Here is a 17583-nt window from a genome sequence, read left to right on the forward strand (position 1 = left end):
GTTCGATGATCTACATATCCGTCAATTGGCGGCCGCGTCCACCACTTCGACCTGTCGGTACCCCCTGGCACCCTGGAGTCGTGAGTCCCCCCGATCCGATGAACCGGTTCAGCCCGCTGACGCGGCGATGGTTCACGGGCACATTCGCCGAGCCGACGGCCGCGCAGGCGCGGGCCTGGTCAGCGATCGCCGACGGGGACAACACCCTGGTCATCGCCCCGACGGGGTCGGGTAAGACGCTGGCCGCGTTTCTGTGGGCGATCGACCAGCTGGCCCACGAGCCGGAGGGGGCCGGCACCAGGGTGCTGTACGTCTCCCCGCTGAAGGCCCTGGCCGTCGACGTCGAACGAAACCTGCGCACCCCGCTGACCGGTATCACGCGTATCGCCGAGCGCGACGGGGTGCCGGCCCCGCAGATCAGCGTCGGTGTCCGCTCCGGCGATACGCCTCCCGCCCGCAGGCGCGAGCTGATCACCAAGCCTCCCGACATCCTGATCACCACCCCGGAATCGCTGTTCCTCATGCTGACCTCCGCGGCCCGGGAAACGCTGACCGGCATCGAGACGGTGATCATCGACGAGGTGCACGCGGTGGCCGCCACCAAGCGCGGCGCGCATCTGGCGCTGTCGCTGGAGCGCCTCGATGCGCTGCTGCCGAAACCGGCCCAGCGCATCGGGCTCTCGGCGACCGTCAGCCCGCCGGAGGAAGTCGCCCGGTTCCTCTCCGGCGCCAGGCCGACGACCATCGTCGCGCCACCGGCAACCAAGACGTTCGAGCTGACCGTTCAGGTGCCGGTGCCCGATATGGCCAACCTGGAGAACAACACCATCTGGCCCGATGTCGAGGCGCGCATCGTCGATCTCATCGAGGCGCACAACTCGACCATCGTGTTCGCCAACTCACGCCGGCTCGCCGAGCGGCTCACGGCGCGCATCAACGAGATTCACGCCGAACGTTCCGGCGTCGAACTGGATGCGCCGCCCAACCGCCAGGTGCCCGGCGGACCACCGGCGCACATCATGGGCAGTGGTCAGACGTACGGCGCCGAGCCGCTGCTGGCCCGTGCCCACCACGGCTCGGTGTCCAAGGAGCAGCGCGCGGCTGTCGAGGACGACCTCAAGAGCGGACGGCTCAAGTCCGTGGTGGCGACATCGAGCCTGGAACTCGGAATCGACATGGGTGCCGTGGATTTGGTGATCCAGGTGGAAGCGCCGCCGTCGGTGGCCAGCGGATTGCAGCGCGTCGGACGGGCCGGGCACCAGGTCGGGGAGATCTCCCGTGGTGTGCTGTTCCCCAAGCACCGAACCGACCTGATCGGCTGCGCCGTCAGCGTGCAGCGCATGCTCGCCGGACAGATCGAGACCATGCGGGTGCCCACCAATCCGCTCGACGTGCTGGCCCAGCACACCGTGGCGGCGTGCGCACTGGAGCCGGTCAGCGCCGACGAGTGGTTCGACGTCGTCCGGCGCAGTGCGCCGTTTGCGACACTGCCGCGCAGCGCTTTCGAGGCAACACTGGACCTGTTGTCCGGAAAGTATCCATCGACGGACTTCGCCGAGCTGCGACCCCGACTGATCTATGACCGCGACAACGGCACGCTGACCGCGCGGCCCGGCGCCCAGCGGCTGGCGGTCACCTCCGGGGGCGCCATCCCCGACCGTGGCATGTTCACCGTGTATCTGGCCACCGACTCCGAGAAACCCTCGCGGGTCGGTGAACTCGACGAAGAGATGGTGTACGAGTCACGGCCCGGCGACGTCATCTCGCTGGGTGCCACCAGTTGGCGGATTACCGAGATCACCCACGACCGGGTGCTCGTCATCCCGGCGCCGGGACAGCCGGCGCGGTTACCATTCTGGCGCGGGGACGACGCGGGCCGGCCCGCCGAGCTCGGCCAGGCGATCGGCAAATTCACCGGCGAGCTGGCCGGAATGGGCCGAGATGATTTCGACAAACGTTGCAATGAACTGGGTTTCGCCGACTACGCCACCGACAACCTGTGGCAACTGCTCGACGATCAGCGCAATGCCACCGCAACGGTGCCCAGCGACACCACCCTGCTGGTCGAGCGGTTCCGCGACGAGCTCGGCGACTGGCGGGTGGTGCTGCACTCCCCCTACGGACTGAAGGTGCACGGTCCGCTGGCGCTCGCGGTCAGCCGTCGGCTGCTCGAGCGGTACGGCATCGACGAGAAACCCACCGCCTCCGACGACGGAATCGTCGTGCGGTTGCCGGACACCGAGGACGCCCCGCCCGGTGCCGACCTGTTCGTCTTCGCCCCGGACGAGATCGAGCCGTTGGTCACCACCGAGGTGGGCGGCTCGGCGCTGTTCGCCTCTCGGTTCCGGGAGTGCGCCGCACGCGCGCTGTTGCTGCCCCGGCGCCATCCCGGTAAGCGTTCGCCACTGTGGCATCAGCGGCAGCGGGCGGCCCAATTGCTGGATGTGGCACGCAAATACCCCGACTTCCCGATCGTGTTGGAAGCGGTGCGCGAATGTCTGCAGGACGTCTATGACGTCCCGACGCTGACCGACCTGATGAGCCGCATCGCCCAGCGGCGGGTGCGGCTGGTGGAGGTCGAGACCCCGATGCCGTCACCGTTCGCGGCGTCGCTGATGTTCGGCTATGTCGGTGCGTTCATGTACGAGGGCGACAGCCCGCTGGCCGAGCGCCGCGCGGCCGCACTGTCCCTGGACAGCACGCTGCTGGCGGAGCTGCTCGGCCGGGTCGAACTTCGGGAGTTGCTCGACCCCGACGTCATTGCCGCGACATCGCGGCAACTGCAACATCTTTCCGAGGACCGCAAGGCTCGAGACGCCGAAGGCGTGGCGGACCTGCTGCGCCTCCTCGGCCCGCTGACCGAGGACGAGATCGCCGAACGCTGCACCGTTGACGACGTCGGTGGTTGGCTGGATGGCCTGCATGCCTCTCGACGGGTGCTGCCGCTGTCATATGCCGGGCAGTCCTGGTGGGCGGGCATCGAAGACATCGGCCGGCTGCGCGATGCGGTCGGCGTCGCCGTGCCCGTCGGAGTGCCGACGAGTTTCACCGAGACGGTGCCCGACCCCCTCGGTGAGCTGATGGGGCGCTTCGCCCGAACCCGTGGCCCGTTCACCACTGCCGAGGCCGCGGCCCGGTTCGGCCTCGGCTTGCGAGTCGCCGCCGATGTGCTGGGCCGGATGTCGGTGGACGGCAAGCTGGTTCGTGGCGAGTTCGTGGCCGGTCCGGACGCCGACCAGTGGTGTGACGCCGAGGTGCTGCGCATACTGCGTCGCCGCTCGCTGGCGGCGCTGCGGGCGCAGGTGGAGCCGGTGAGCACGGCGGCCTATGCCCGGTTCCTGCCTGCGTGGCAACAGGTCGGCAGCTCTGCGACGTCCGGGGTCGACGGTCTGGCAAGCGTGATCGACCAGCTCGCCGGGGTGCCGATCCCCGCCTCGGCGGTCGAGCCACTGGTGTTCGGCCCGCGGGTGCGCGACTACCAGCCTGCGATGCTGGACGAGCTGCTTGCCTCGGGTGAGGTCACCTGGTCGGGGGCGGGATCGATCTCGGGCAGCGACGGCTGGATCACGTTCCACCACGCGGATACCGCACCGCTGACGCTCGCGACTCCCGCCGAGATCGACTTCACCGACGCGCACCGCGCCATTCTCGAGGTCCTCGGCGAGCCCGGTGAGGCGCGCGGCGCGTTCTTCTTCCGGCAACTGGTCGGCGGATCGGAAGAGACCGCCAAAGCCGCGCTGTGGGACCTCATCTGGGCCGGCTGGGTCACCGGTGACACGTTCGCGCCGGTGCGCGCCATGCTGGCGGGTGGGCGCAAGCCGGGGACGCGGCGTCCCGCCGCACCGGCGCACCGCCAGCGGCGAGCGCCGCGGTTGAGTCGCTACTCCGTGGCGCACGCCCAAGCTCGCTCGGTGGATTCGACGGTCGCCGGGCGATGGTCGGCATTGCCGGCTCGCGAGCCGGATTCAACTGTGCGCGCGCACTTCTCCGCTGAGTTGTTGCTGAACCGCCATGGTGTGCTGACCAAGGGCGCGGCAGCCACCGAGGGGGTACCTGGCGGGTTCGCCACGATGTACAAGGTGCTGACCGGGTTCGAGGAGGCCGGGCGATGCCAGCGGGGTTACTTCGTCGAGTCGCTCGGCGGAGCGCAGTTCGCGGTCGCGTCGACCGTCGACAGGCTGCGGACCTATCTCGACGGTGTGGATCCCGAGCGGCCCGACTACCGCGCGGTCGTGCTGGCGGCCGCCGATCCGGCCAACCCGTACGGCGCGGCACTGCCGTGGCCGGCCCGCCCGGACGCCGACGCCAGCCATCGGCCGGGCCGGAAGGCCGGCGCACTCGTCATCCTGGTGGACGGTGCGCTGGTGTGGTACCTCGAGCGGGGTGGACGATCGCTGTTGAATTTCAGCACCGACGACGAGGCGCAGCGAGCCGCGGCGGGAACGCTGGCCGAACTGGTGAGCAGCGGCCGTATCGGCGGTGTGTTGGTCGAAAAGCTCGACGGCGTACCGGTTTTGGAGGCCGGTGCGCACGTTGACCGCAAGGCCACCGCCGACGCGCTGGTGGACGCCGGGTTCTCCCGCACCCCGCGCGGTCTGCGGTTGCGCTGAGGTTCGGCTATAGGACATACGCGCCGATGAGCTGCCCGATGGATCGGATGTCGACCTGACCATTGAAGTCCAACCGGACCGTGCCGAGACCTGAAAACCATAATTGGAGCTCGGCATCAAGATCGAACCGTCCTGCAGTTTCGATGCTCCACGCCTGAATCTTGCTGTACGGCAACGACGTGTAGTCGCGTTTCTTCCCGGTGATGCCCTGCACGTTTATCGCGATAAGACGTTTGTTGGTGAACACCACCGAGTCGCGCATGCCCTTGAAGCCGAGGTGCACGGCTTCTCCGTCTACGAGGATGGGCGCGAGCTCACTGGCAAGCATGCGCGGATCACTCGGCGCGAGTCGCGCGAAGAGGCCGCCGCTCTGGAAATCGATCACGCCACAAGGCTATCGGCACTGCCAAACCGCCGATTCAAAACTTGTCGCCACCCCCGAGTAGTATCGACCACATGTTCGAAGGACGAACTGATGCCGATCTCCTCGAGATGATGCGCCGTGGGCAGCGCAATGAACGAGTTGCGATTGCAGAGCGACTTCTGGCGGCCGGCCGGCTCTGTCAGCAGCGGATGCAGTCGGTCGAGGCAGCTGAGCGCGCCCAGTGGTGCGTCGACAATTGGGAGGCGGTCGCAGCTGAAGTGGCCGCCGAGCTCGGCATCAGCCAAGGGCGCGCATCGTCGCAGATGAGTTACGGCGTGCAGCTCATTGAACGACTACCGAAGCTCGGCGCGTTATTCGCCTCGGGCGCAATCGAATATCGCATCGTGATCACCGCAGTCTTCCGCACCGGCCTGATCACCGACGCGGACATACTCGACGCCGTCGACACTCGGCTTGCAGAGCAAGCCGCAGGGTGGAACACCTGCTCTGAGGAGAAACTCAAAGAGCGGATCGACTGGTTCGTCAGAGAACGTGATCCGAATGCCGTGCGCGCCGCACGACGAGCCGACGATGACCGTCATATCGAAACCACTCCCGCGGCAGACGGAATGGCCGAAATCTATGGTCGCGTGCGAGCATCGGACGCGGCGGCATTCGACCAGCGACTCAATCAGCTCGCCGCGACCGTGTGCCGTGACGATTCGCGCACCACTCGCCAACGCCGGTCAGATGCGTTGGGCGCGTGGGCAAACGGCGACTCGACGATGTTCTGCGACTGTGGATCCGACGATTGCCCAACTCGCTCGGGCAACGACACCGCGCCGGGGCAATTCGTCATTCACCTGCTGGCCGACGCCAAGACGATCACCGGCGAAGCGAGCACCCCGGCTCTGTTGCCCGGCTACGGCGGAATTCCGGCCGAGACCGTACGAACGTTGGCGAAGCGCGCGAAGCTGCGGCCGGTGGTCGGAGGCAAAGAGCTGAGCGCCGAACCGCGGTATCGGCCGTCGACTGCATTGGCGGAATTCATCCGCTGCCGCGACTTGACGTGTCGGTTCCCCGGGTGTGATCGCCCGGCCTCGGTAGCCGACATCGATCACACGGTGCCGTACCCGTTGGGGCCCACCCATCCGTCGAACCTGAAACTTCTCTGCCGCCTGCATCATTTGCTGAAGACCTTCTATGCCGGACCGGGTGGCTGGACCGACCGTCAACTGCATGACGGAACAGTGATCTGGACGTCACCGTCGGGCCGCACCTACACCACGAAACCTGGCGGCGCGCTGTTCTTCCCGCAGCTCTCCTCTCCGACCCCGGAGCTGAAGCTGCCCGAGGCCCCGACGCAGAATCAGCCCCGACGCGGTGTGATGATGCCGGCTCGTCGCCGGACCCGCGCCCAAGATCGAGCCGATCGGATCCGCTGGGAACGCGGACTCAACGAGGCGAGAGCCACCGCCCATCCGCCGCCCTTCTAGGCTGGAACCATGCCCGAAGGCGATACCGTCTTCCGCACCGCGGCCAACCTGCGCGAGGCGCTGGTCGGCAAGACGCTGACGCGGTGCGATATCCGCGTGCCGCGCTACGCCACCGTGGATCTTGCCGGCCACACCGTGGACGAGGTGATCAGTCGCGGCAAGCACCTGTTCATCCGGGTGGGCCCGGCCAGCATCCACTCACACCTGAAGATGGACGGTGCATGGCGAGTCGGCCCGAAGGGCAAACCCGTCCGCAACGCCTACAAGATCCGAATCGCCCTGGAAGCCGGGGACATTCAAGCGCTCGGCATCGACCTGGGCATCCTGGAGATCCTGGACCGGGACCACGACGAAGACGCCGTCGCCCACCTGGGCCCCGACCTTCTCGGCGCCGACTGGGATCCCAAGGCGGCGGCCGCCAACCTGGCCGAAGACCCGGACCGTCCCATCGCAGCGGCCCTGCTGGATCAGCGCAACCTCGCCGGCGTCGGCAACGTGTACGCCAACGAACTCTGCTTCGTGTTCGGCCGACTCCCCACCAGTCCCGTCAGCAGCCTGCCCGATCCGTTGCGGGTCGTCACCCGAGCGCGAGACATGTTGTGGGCGAATCGGACACGGGTAAATCGCACCACCACCGGAAACCGCCGGGGCGGCCAAGACCTCTGGGTCTACGGTCGAGCCGGTGAACCGTGTCGCCGCTGCGGCACCCCGATCCGCCGCGCCGAGTCCTCCGACGACGACCGCGTCACGTACTGGTGCCCGTCGTGTCAGCGGTGACCGGGTCGGCCGGCGGGTGAGTGATTTTCGCGATCTCGTCGGCGACCAGTTCGTCGAGGCTGTTGATTGTGGCGCGGTCCATCCGGATCGACCTCACCTCGGCGGCGCGGTACAGAGTCGACTCAACCGGTCCGCGGCCGTTGGGATAGACCAGCGCAACCACCACCCCGGTACCCGCATCGAGTGCGCCACCCACCTCACGTTGCAAACCGATCCGCAGCTCATGCTCGGCGAACGCGCCCACCAGAGCGCCTGCCGCTCCCCCAACCACGACGGCGAGGCCCACTGGTGGCAGGAACAGTCCGAACAGGATCCCAAGCCCGGCGCCCATACCGAGGGCCACCCGGCCGTGCCGATTGTGCGCCTCCAAGACGTGCGGCTGTCCTTCGGCGTCCTTCGTGACCAAGGCCGCAGCTCGCAGTTCCAAGCCGTGCTTGATCCGCTTCTCCAGCTCATGGAAGTCGGAGGCGGCCCGCTCGACGTCAGGGTATGCGGCTACCAGCACCAACTCATGATCGTCGTCCATACCTCAACACTGGCCCGGCTCACCGCGGGAGGCTAGGGACCGAAGACCCCGGCCGAGCTGACGAACGACCGCGGCTCGCCGGACAGCGGATCGTCGAACTCCAGCCGCTGCGCCACCAGCTGCAGCGGGGCGGAGAAGTCGTCGGCCGCCACCTCGACGATCCGCGGGTACAGCGGGTCGTTGTCGATCGGCAGACCCAGTGAAGCCATGTGTACCCGTAACTGATGTGTGCGCCCGGTCCGCGGGCTCAGCCGATACCAGCCGTCGGCCAGCGCTTCGACCAGCGTCTCGGCGTTCGGCTCCCCCGGCTCCTCCGCGGCCTGTAACACGCCGCGCCGCTTGATGATTCGGCTGCGCACCACCAACGGAAGCGCAACCGAAGCCGCCGAAGACGAGCGCGCCACATACGTCTTGGACACCAGCCCCCGCGCGAACAACGTCTGATACGCGCCCCGAACCTCACGCCGCACGGTGAACAGCAACACCCCCGCGGTCAGCCGGTCCAGCCGATGCGCCGGACTCAACTCGGGCAGATCAAGCGAACGACGCAGCCGCACCAGCGCGGTCTGCGCGACGTGCCCGCCGCGCGGCATGGTGGCCAGGAAGTGCGGCTTGTCCACCACCACGATGTTGTCGTCGCGGTAGAGCACCGGAATGTCGAACGGCACCACCACCTCGTCGGGCAGCTCCCGATACAGGTACACGTGCGCGCCCGCCGGTAGGACCGTCGACAACGAGATCACCGCACCCTCGGCGTCGACCACCCCGCCGTCGCGCACCTTCGCCAACCCCTCCGGCCCGAACCGGCGAGAGAACTCGTCGGCCACATTGCCGCCCTTCAGTCGCAGCCGCGCCGGCCCGAGTCCGTCGCGCACCGGCAAGGGAGCAGGTCGCCTCAATTCAAGGGCACCGGCTCGAGGATCTCGGCCCGGGCCTCGGGCGCCGACGCCCGCAGCGCATCGGCGGACTCGTCGTCGGGCTGAGCCTGCGAAAGAACCTCGGCCTCAACCCGAGCCAGATAGGTGTCCACCTCGCGGTCGATGTCGTCGCCGCTCCAGCCGAGGATCGGCGCGACGACCTCGGCGACCTCGCGAGCACAGTCCACGCCGCGGTGCGGGTACTCGATCGAGATCCGCATCCGCCGGGCCAGGATGTCCTCCAGGTGCAATGCCCCTTCGGCGGCCGCGGCATAGGCCGCCTCCACCTTGAGGTACACCGGCGCATCGGTGATCGGATCGAGCAACTCCGGCTTGTCGGCGGCCAGCGCCAGCACATCGCCGATCAGCGAGCCGTACCGGTCCAGCAGGTGACGCACCCGGTACGGATGCAGGCCGTAGCCGGCGCCGACACTCTGGGTCTGATTGACCAGCGCAAAGTAACCGTCGGCCCCCATCAGCGGCACCTTCTCGGTGATCGACGGCGCCACCCGCGCCGGGATGTACTCGGCGGCGGCGTCCACCGCGTCCTCGGCCATCACCCGATACGTCGTGTATTTGCCGCCGGCAATCGCGACCAGGCCCGGTGAGGGGACCGCGACGGCATGCTCGCGCGACAGCTTGGACGTCTCTTCGCTCTCCCCGGCCAGCAGCGGCCGCAACCCGGCGTACACCCCGTCGATGTCGTCGTGGGTGAGCGGCGTGGCCAGCACCGTGTTGACGTGGCCGAGGATGTAGTCGATGTCGGCCTTGGTCGCGGCCGGGTGCGCCAGGTCGAGGTTCCAGTCGGTGTCGGTGGTGCCGATGATCCAGTGGGTGCCCCACGGGATCACGAACAGCACCGACTTCTCGGTGCGCAGGATGATCGCCACCTCCGACACGATCCGGTCCCGCGGCACCACCACGTGCACACCCTTGGACGCGCGCACCCGAAACCGGCCGCGCTCCTTGCTCAATGCCTGGATCTCGTCGGTCCACACCCCGGTCGCGTTGATCACGACGTGCCCGCGGACGTCTTCCACGGATCCGTCCTCGGAGTCGCGGATCTTGACCCCGATCACCCGGTCACCCTCCCGCAGCAGTGAGACCACCTGCGTCGAGGTGCGCACCACGGCGCCGTAGTGCGCGGCGGTGCGGGCGACGGTCATGGTGTGCCGGGCGTCGTCGACGACGGTGTCGTAGTAGCGGATCCCGCCGATCAGCGAGCTCCGCTTGAGCCCCGGCGCAAGTCGCAGCGCACCGGATTTCGTCAAATGCTTTTGCGCCGGAACGGATTTCGCGCCGCCGAGCTGGTCGTAGAGGAAAATGCCCGCCGCGATGTACGGCCGCTCCCACACCCGCTTGGTCAGCGGGAACAGAAACGGCAGCGGCTTGACCAGATGCGGCGCCAGCGTGGTCAGGGACAGCTCACGCTCGTGCAGTGCCTCCCGGACCAGACCGAACTCCAACTGCTCGAGGTAGCGCAGACCGCCGTGGAACATCTTCGAACTGCGGCTCGAGGTCCCCGAGGCGAAATCGCGGGCCTCGACCAGGGCCACTTTGAGCCCGCGGGTCGCGGCATCCAGTGCGCAGCCCGCACCGACCACTCCGCCGCCGATGACGACGACGTCGAACTGTTCGCTGCCCAGCCGCTGCCAGGCATGCGCACGTTCGGTTGGTCCGAGGTAGGTCTGACCGGTGCCCGGTCGAAGGATCGGGTCGCTCATGACCCCAGGCTAGTCGAGATCGTCGTGGGCCATCAGGCGGCGCGCAGCCTCGACGATCGAGCCGGACAACGATGGGTACACCGACAGCGTCTGCGCCAGATCGGTCACCGAGATGCGGTTTTGCACCGCGAGGGCGATCGGCAGGATCAATTCGGAGGCGATCGGTGCGACCACCACACCGCCGATGACGACGCCGGTGGCGGGCCGGCAGAAGATCTTCACGAAGCCACGCTTGAGCAGCGACATCTTGGCGCGGGCGTTGGTCGTCAGCGGCAGCATCAGGGTCCTGGCCGGGACCGATCCGCTGTCGATCGCGGTTTGCGGCACGCCGACGGCGGCGATCTCGGGTCGGGTGAACGTGGCCGAGGCAACAGTGCGCAGCCGGATCGGGGCCACCCCCTCACCGAGCGCGTGGTACATCGCGATACGGCCCTGCATCGCCGCGACCGAGGCCAGCAGCAGCAGGCCGGTGCAGTCACCTGCGGCGTAGATCCCGGCCGCCGAGGTCCGCGACACCCGGTCGACCGGGATGTAGTTGCCCGGGCCGAGCTCGATGCCGACCCGCTCGAGGCCCAGGCCCGACGTGTTCGGCACCGATCCCACCGTCATCAGGGCATGGCTGCCCTCGACGACGCGGCCGTCGGCCATCGTGACGGTCACACCGGTGCCGGTGCTGACCACCGAGTCGGCCCTGGCGTTCTTGACCAACGTCACGCCGCGCTCGGCGAAGGTCTCCTCCAGCACGGCCGCGGCGTCGCTGTCCTCGTGCGGCAGGATCTGATCGCGGCTGGCAACGACGGTGACGTCCACGCCCAGTTCGGTGTAGGCGTTACAGAACTCGGCGCCGGTGACGCCGGAGCCGACGATCACCAGATGTTCGGGCAGTTCAGGAAGGTCGTAAAGCTGCCGCCAGGTCAGAATCCGCTTGCCGTCGGGCACCGCGTTCGGCAGCACCCGGGGACTCGCTCCGGTGGCGATCAGCACCACGTCGGCCTTGAGCACTCCGGTCTGGCCGGAAGCGGTGGTGACCTTCACCCGGTGGTGTGCCATGCCGGGAACCGCGTCGATCAGCTCGCCGTGGCCCTGCACGACGTTCACCTTCTCGCGCAGCAGCTGGGTGCCGATGTCGGCGGACTGCGAGCGAGCCAGGGTCTTGACCCGGTTGTTGATGTCGGGCAGCGAGATCTTGGCGTCGTCGATGCCGATCTCGAATCCCAGGCCCGAAGCGCGGCGCAGCTCGGTGCGAACCCCGGTCGAGGCGATGAACGTCTTGGAGGGCACGCAGTCGAAGAGCACACAGGCTCCGCCGATGCCGTCGGAGTCCACCACGGTGACCTCGGCGACCTCTCGGCCACGGCCTGCAGCGACCAGTGCCGCCTCGTAGCCGGCCGGCCCCCCACCGATGATCACGATCCGCGTCGTCACGGGCCCAAGCCTAATCACCCCAGTCCCTGCGCTCCCGGCGAGCGGACGCTCTAGGCTTTCCCCGTGCCGCTCTACGCCGCGTATGGATCCAACATGCATCCCGAGCAGATGCTGGAGCGCGCGCCACACTCCCCGATGGCAGGAACCGGCTGGCTGCACGGCTGGCGGCTGACCTTCGCCGGAGAGGACATCGGCTGGGAAGGCGCATTGGCGACCCTGGTCGAGGATCCCGACTCCAAGGTGTTCGTCGTGCTCTACGACATGACTCCGGCCGACGAGGCGAACCTGGACCGCTGGGAGGGCTCCGAGCTCGGCTTCCACAAGAAGATCAGATGTCGCATCGAATGCGAATCGACGGACACCACAACCGATCCCGTGCTCGCCTGGCTGTATGTGCTGGACGCCTGGGAGGGCGGGCTACCGTCGGCGCGCTACATCGGCGTGATGGCCGACGCCGCCGAGATCGCCGGTGCACCCGCGGAGTATGTGCACGACCTGCGCACCCGGCCCGCGAGCAATGTCGGCCCAGGGCACGGCAGCGGCTAGCCCCGCACGAAATCCCAAGCGTCGGAAACGATCTCGTCGATCGACGAGTGTTGCGGCTTCCAGCCGAGCTCGGTGATTGCCTTCTCACTCGACGCGATCAGCACGGCCGGGTCGCCGGGCCGGCGCTCGACATCGCGCGCCGCTATCGAGATACCGGTGACCCGCTCGCAGCTGGCGATGACCTCGCGAACCGAGAAGCCCGTGCCGTTGCCCAGGTTGTAGATCTGATGCTCGCCGGGCTTGGAGTTCTGCAGCGCCAGCAGGTGCGCATCAGCCAGATCGCGCACGTGGATGTAGTCACGAATGCATGTGCCATCCGGCGTCGGCCAGTCGTTTCCGTACACCAGGATCTCCTTGCGCTGCCCGGTCGCGACCTGCAGTACCAGTGGAATCAGGTGCGACTCGACGGGGTGACGCTCACCCAATCCGGCGTAGGCCCCGGCGATGTTGAAGTACCGCAGGCTGGTCGCGGCCAGCCCGTGGGCGATGGCATACGACGTGATCGCATAGTCGATCGCCAGCTTGGTGGCGCCGTAGGCGCTGGTCGGATTGGTCGGCGCGTCCTCGGTGATCGGCACCGACTCGGGCTCACCGTAGGTGGCCGCCGTCGAGGAGAACACCAATCTGGGCACTCCGGCGATGCGGATCGCCTCCAGCAACTGCAGCGTCTTGATGACGTTGCCGTCCCAGTACCGCTCCGGCGCCTCAACCGACTCGCCCACCATGATCTTCGCGGCGAAGTGCAAAACGCCATCAAAGGACCCGTCGCCGAGCAGTTCCGGTGCCACATCGGCAACGTCGGCCTCGACGAACTGCGCGCCGGCGGGCACCGCGTCGGCGTTGCCGGTCGACAGATCGTCGACGACGACGACCTCGTGTCCCTGCTCAACGAGCACCTGGGAACACACGCTGCCGACGTAACCCGCGCCGCCAGTGACCAAAAGCTTCATCAATACCCCGCGGATTGCTCGACGATGTTGACCAGAACTCGAACCCCCACCGCAAGTGCCCGCTCGTCGAGGTCGAACGTCGGCTGGTGCAGGTCCAGCTGCGGTCCGCGCCCGCTCCACACCCCGAGCCGTGCCATCGCGCCGGGCACCTCCTCCAGATACCAGGAGAAGTCCTCGCCGCCGCCGGACTGACGGGTGTCGGCGAGTGCGTCGGGCGCCACCGCCTCGATGGCATGCGTCATGATCTGGGTCGAGCGCTCCTCGTTCACCACCGGCGGCACGCCGCGATGGTAGTGCAGCGTGTGCTCGATGCCCAGCGGAGCCAGCAGTCCCGAAACGATTTCCTGCACAAGACTTTCCATACCGACCCAGGTTTCCCGGCTGGCCGTCCGCACCGTGCCCGCGAGCGATCCGGACTGCGGGATCGCGTTGGCCGCGACACCGGCATTGGCGGCGCCCCAGACCATCACGGTCGAGTGCCGCGGGTCGACTCGCCGGGACAGCACCCCGGGCAGCCCGGTGATCAATGTGCCCATCCCGTAGACCAGATCCGAGGTCAGGTGGGGCCGCGACGTGTGGCCGCCGGGCGATGTCAGCGTGATCTCGATCGAGTCCGCCGCCGAGGTGATCGGTCCCGGAATGACCGCAACCCGGCCCACCGCCAGGCGTGGATCGCAGTGCAGCGCGAAGATTCGCGAAACTCCCACCAGCGCACCGGCGGCGATCGCGTCGATCGCGCCACCGGGCATCAGCTCCTCGGCGGCCTGAAAGATCAGTCGCACACCCACCGGCAGCTCGGGCACCGACGCAAGTGCAGTCGCGGCGCCGATCAGCATCGCGGTGTGGGCGTCGTGCCCGCACGCGTGCGCGATGTTCGGCATCGTCGAGCTGTACGGCGCACCGGTGCGCTCGGCCATCGGCAGCGCATCCATGTCCGCGCGCAACGCGATCCGCGGCGCGTGCTCGGGCCCGAAGTCACACGTCAAGCCGGTCCCACCCGGCAGCACCTTCGGGTTCAGCCCGGCCTCGACCAGCCGGTCGGCGACGAACTGGGTGGTGGCGAACTCCTGGCGACCAAGTTCGGGGTAGCGGTGGATATGGCGGCGCCACTGCACCAGATCGTCGAAGTGACTGGCCAACCAGGACTCGGTCACATCCGCGATGCTCATGCCCGTACCCCCCGGCGATCCTGCAGCTCCAGCACCCGATCTCGCTCGGCGGGCGTCTGCGCCAACCGAACGACAGTGCGCGCCAGCATGATTGCCCCTTCGGTGACAGCGCGGTCACCGCTGGGGCTCGCCGCCGCGACGGTGAAGCCGGGCTGGTGGATCACCGCGCCGCCCGATTCGATGCCGACCACCGGGTGGATACCCGGAAGCAGCTGCGTCACATTGCCCATGTCTGTGCTCCCCAGCGGCATGGCAGCCTCCACCTCGGCGGGCACTGGGCTGCGACCCATGGCGGTCATCTCGTCGCGGAACACCTCCGCCAGCCACCGATCCGGGGTCAGCTCGGCATACGGCGGGGCGGCTTCGGCGATCTCGTGTTCGCATCCGGTCGCGACCGCACCCGCCGCGAAGCAGCCCCGCATCTTGGCCTCCAGTTCCTGCAGCGAGTCAGTGGCCGGCGCCCGCATCGTGTACTGCAGCCGGGCCCGGCCGGGGATGATGTTGGTGGCCGATCCGCCCTCGGTGACGATGCCATGGGTCAGCTGACCCGGCGTCATCTGCTGGCGCAGCAGGCCGATCGCCACCTGTGCGACGGTCACCGCGTCGGCGGCGTTGACACCGAGATGCGGCGCGACGGCCGCGTGCGACTCCCGGCCGGTATAGGTGACGATCACCTCGGAGAGCGCCAGCGAGCGTGCGGCGGCGATGTCGATCGGCCCGGGATGCAACATGACGGCCGCGGCCACGTCGTCGAACACGCCGGCCTCGATCAGCAGAGCCTTGCCGCCGCCGGACTCCTCGGCGGGAGTGCCGATCAGGGCGACTGTGAGCCCCAGTTCGTCGGCCACCTCGGCCAAGGCCAGGGCGGTGCCGACCGCCGACGCCGCGATGATGTTGTGTCCGCAGGCGTGGCCGATGCCGGGCAGCGCGTCGTATTCGGCGCAGATCCCGATCACCAGCGGTCCCGACCCGAAGTCGGCGCGGAACGCGGTGTCCAATCCGCCCGCCGCCGCGCTGATCTCGAAACCGCGCTCAGCCACCAGTGCCTGCGCCTTGGCGCAGCTGCGGTGCTCGTCGAAGGCGAGTTCGGGCTCGGCGTGGATGGCGTGCGAGAGTGCGATCAGATCGCCACCACGAGCCGTGACCACGTCCTCGACGCGGGTCGACGCTGTGGCTGTGGGCATCAACGCAGTATCGCATTCACGACTAGGCTCGCTGGCTGTGAGTCCAGACGCCGAGCACGCCGCAGCGGTGATCGCCGAGCACAGCGGCGTACCCCGGCACGACGTCGCCGTGGTCCTCGGATCGGGGTGGGCGCCGGCAGCCGCGGCGCTCGGCACGCCCGTCGCCGAGATCCCGATGGGGACGATCCCCGGCTTCACACCGCCGTCGGCGCTGGGCCATCGCGGCCGGGTGCTGTCGGTGCCGGTGGGTTCGCACAACGTGCTGGTGCTGCTGGGCCGCATCCACGCCTACGAGGGTCATGACCTGCGCACGATCGTCCACCCGGTGCGGACCGCCCGGGCCGCCGGCGCCAAGGTCGTGGTGTTGACCAACGCTGCGGGCGGGCTGCGCCCCGAGTATCAGGTCGGCCAGCCGGTGCTGATCGCCGATCACCTGAACCTCACGGCCCGCTCACCGCTGGTCGGTGCACAGTTCGTCGACCTGGTCGACGCATACTCCCCGCGGCTGCGGGCCCTGGCCCGCGAGGTCGACCCGAGCCTGGCCGAGGGCGTCTACGCCGGTGTGCCCGGTCCGCACTACGAGACGCCCGCCGAGATCCGGATGCTCCGGACCTTGGGTGCCGATCTGGTCGGGATGTCGACGGTGCACGAGACCATCGCCGCGCGGGCGGCCGGCGCCGAGGTGCTGGGGTTGTCGCTGGTGACGAACCTGGCTGCCGGGATGACTGGCGAGCCGCTCAGTCACGACGAGGTTCTGGCCGCCGGCCGCGCGTCGGCCACCGCGATGGGCTCGCTGTTGGCGTCGGTGCTGGCGCGCCTGTAGGCCAGCCGCACGAATCCGCGGGCCAGCATCGGCGCGGCGAACAACATCAGCAAGACCCGCAGTACCTGCGCGGCGATGATGAACGTGACGTTGGAACCGGTCTCCACCGCGGTGGCCAGCACGGCGTAGATGCCGCCCGGACTGGTGGCCAGATAGCCGTCGAGCATGCTGACGCCGGTGATCTTGGACAGCGCCACACCGAGACCCGCGGTGGCGACGTTGAGCAGCACGATCAATCCGAGCGCGGTGGGCAGCAGGCGTTCGATCGCCCGCAGTGATTCGCGGGTGAACGCCACTCCGGCCTGCCAGCCGATCAGCATGTAGGACACCGACACCAGAACTGCGGGCACGTCCAGCCCGAAGGACACCCCGCTGAGTTCGGCCACGATCGTCAGCGCCATCGGACCGAGCAGCCCAGACCCGGGCAGCCGGGCCAACCGGCCGGCCACCGCTCCGACGATCACCAACGCGACGATCATCGCCAGGCTCAGATACCAAGGTGCTGAACGAGATTGGGTGGCCTGTACGGCGTCGGCGGACCGCTCGGCGTGATAGACGAGGGTGACGACGACGGGCATAGATGCGGTGATCACCGCGACGCGCAGGTATTGGACGACGGCGACGACACGATCGTCCCCGCCGAGTTCGCGCGCGATCGCGACCAGTCCGGACGCTCCCCCGGCCACCAGGGCCAGCGCGCCGGTCAGAGCGCTGATGTCGCGGTGCAGGCCGAGCAGTGCGCCTGCGCCGATGCTCAGGAGCAACGTGATCACGCCGACGCCGACGACTGCCGGCCAGTTCGGCCCCAGGGCCGACAGCGCGTCGGAATGCACCATGGTGCCGATGTAGACCCCGAGTACCCCCTGGGCGGCCAGGCCTGCGCGGCGCGGCACCCCCGCGGGCGCCAACCGGGTGATCGCCAGCACGATGCCGACCAGCAAGGCGGCGAACAGCGCGGCGGACGGGACGCCGAGGCGGTCCAACGGGACGGTGACCCCGATCGTGACCGCCACCAGCAACATCCACCGCATATTCCCAAGTATGCCCTTATCTATTACTGCCCGCCACCTGC

14 protein-coding genes are annotated in these 17583 nt (G+C 68.4%); 5 read left to right on the forward strand and 9 right to left on the reverse strand.

Annotation, left to right across the window (positions count from 1 at the left end):
* The first annotated feature begins 98 nt into the window (after positions 1-98).
* On the forward strand, positions 99-4610 hold the full coding sequence (locus tag BST42_RS22515; protein WP_110918729.1) for an ATP-dependent helicase: 4512 nt from the start codon (positions 99-101) through the stop codon (positions 4608-4610).
* A gap of 7 nt (positions 4611-4617) precedes the next feature.
* On the opposite strand, the gene BST42_RS22520 is transcribed toward BST42_RS22515, so the two are convergent.
* Positions 4618-4995, reverse strand: a complete 378-nt coding sequence (locus BST42_RS22520) for a PH domain-containing protein (protein WP_083121542.1) — start codon at positions 4993-4995, stop codon at positions 4618-4620.
* A gap of 71 nt (positions 4996-5066) precedes the next feature.
* On the opposite strand from BST42_RS22520, the gene BST42_RS22525 reads away from it, so the two are divergent.
* Complete coding sequence (locus tag BST42_RS22525; RefSeq protein WP_083121543.1) at positions 5067-6470, forward strand: HNH endonuclease signature motif containing protein; 1404 nt, start codon at positions 5067-5069, stop codon at positions 6468-6470.
* A 9-nt stretch (positions 6471-6479) separates the two neighbouring features.
* Positions 6480-7247, forward strand: coding sequence for an endonuclease VIII Nei2 (nei2, locus tag BST42_RS22530; protein WP_083121544.1), 768 nt, complete (start codon positions 6480-6482; stop codon positions 7245-7247).
* On the opposite strand, the gene BST42_RS22535 is transcribed toward nei2, so the two are convergent.
* The 4 genes from BST42_RS22535 to BST42_RS22550 are packed head-to-tail and all read right to left on the reverse strand — an operon-like array spanning position 7216 to position 11839.
* On the reverse strand, positions 7216-7773 hold the full coding sequence (locus tag BST42_RS22535) for a DUF1269 domain-containing protein (RefSeq protein ID WP_083121545.1): 558 nt from the start codon (positions 7771-7773) through the stop codon (positions 7216-7218). The genes nei2 and BST42_RS22535 overlap by 32 nt on opposite strands.
* A 32-nt stretch (positions 7774-7805) precedes the next feature.
* Positions 7806-8672, reverse strand: coding sequence for a pseudouridine synthase (locus BST42_RS22540; protein WP_083121546.1), 867 nt, complete (start codon positions 8670-8672; stop codon positions 7806-7808).
* Positions 8669-10414: a glycerol-3-phosphate dehydrogenase/oxidase gene (locus tag BST42_RS22545; RefSeq protein WP_083121547.1), complete on the reverse strand. Its 1746-nt coding sequence runs from the start codon at positions 10412-10414 to the stop codon at positions 8669-8671. Before BST42_RS22545 ends, BST42_RS22540 begins: the two co-directional genes overlap by 4 nt.
* A gap of 9 nt (positions 10415-10423) precedes the next feature.
* Positions 10424-11839 (reverse strand): NAD(P)H-quinone dehydrogenase, encoded by a 1416-nt coding sequence (locus tag BST42_RS22550; RefSeq protein ID WP_083121548.1) that lies wholly within the window; start codon positions 11837-11839, stop codon positions 10424-10426.
* Positions 11840-11902: 63 nt separating this feature from the next.
* On the opposite strand from BST42_RS22550, the gene BST42_RS22555 reads away from it, so the two are divergent.
* Positions 11903-12385, forward strand: coding sequence for a gamma-glutamylcyclotransferase family protein (locus BST42_RS22555; protein WP_083121549.1), 483 nt, complete (start codon positions 11903-11905; stop codon positions 12383-12385).
* On the opposite strand, the gene galE is transcribed toward BST42_RS22555, so the two are convergent.
* From galE to BST42_RS22570, 3 genes are read right to left on the reverse strand one after another with little or no spacing between them, the layout of a single operon-like run.
* A complete protein-coding gene (gene galE / locus BST42_RS22560) occupies positions 12382-13335 on the reverse strand; it encodes a UDP-glucose 4-epimerase GalE (protein ID WP_083121550.1) in 954 nt (317 codons plus the stop codon). The genes BST42_RS22555 and galE overlap by 4 nt on opposite strands.
* Positions 13335-14504 (reverse strand): amidohydrolase, encoded by a 1170-nt coding sequence (locus tag BST42_RS22565; RefSeq protein WP_083121551.1) that lies wholly within the window; start codon positions 14502-14504, stop codon positions 13335-13337. Before BST42_RS22565 ends, galE begins: the two co-directional genes overlap by 1 nt.
* Entirely contained in the window at positions 14501-15688 is a 1188-nt protein-coding gene (locus BST42_RS22570; protein ID WP_083121552.1) for a M20 family metallopeptidase, read from the reverse strand. The genes BST42_RS22565 and BST42_RS22570 overlap by 4 nt, the downstream gene beginning before the upstream one ends.
* Positions 15689-15719: 31 nt before the next feature.
* On the opposite strand from BST42_RS22570, the gene BST42_RS22575 reads away from it, so the two are divergent.
* On the forward strand, positions 15720-16511 hold the full coding sequence (locus BST42_RS22575) for a purine-nucleoside phosphorylase (protein ID WP_110918730.1): 792 nt from the start codon (positions 15720-15722) through the stop codon (positions 16509-16511).
* Here the strand turns inward: BST42_RS22575 and BST42_RS22580 are convergent.
* On the reverse strand, positions 16430-17542 hold the full coding sequence (locus tag BST42_RS22580; protein ID WP_083121553.1) for an AbrB family protein: 1113 nt from the start codon (positions 17540-17542) through the stop codon (positions 16430-16432). The genes BST42_RS22575 and BST42_RS22580 overlap by 82 nt on opposite strands.
* Between the last annotated feature and the right edge of the window lie 41 nt (positions 17543-17583).

It is taken from the genome of Mycolicibacterium rhodesiae, assembly GCF_002086695.1.
GTDB classification, from domain to species: domain Bacteria; phylum Actinomycetota; class Actinomycetes; order Mycobacteriales; family Mycobacteriaceae; genus Mycobacterium; species Mycobacterium rhodesiae.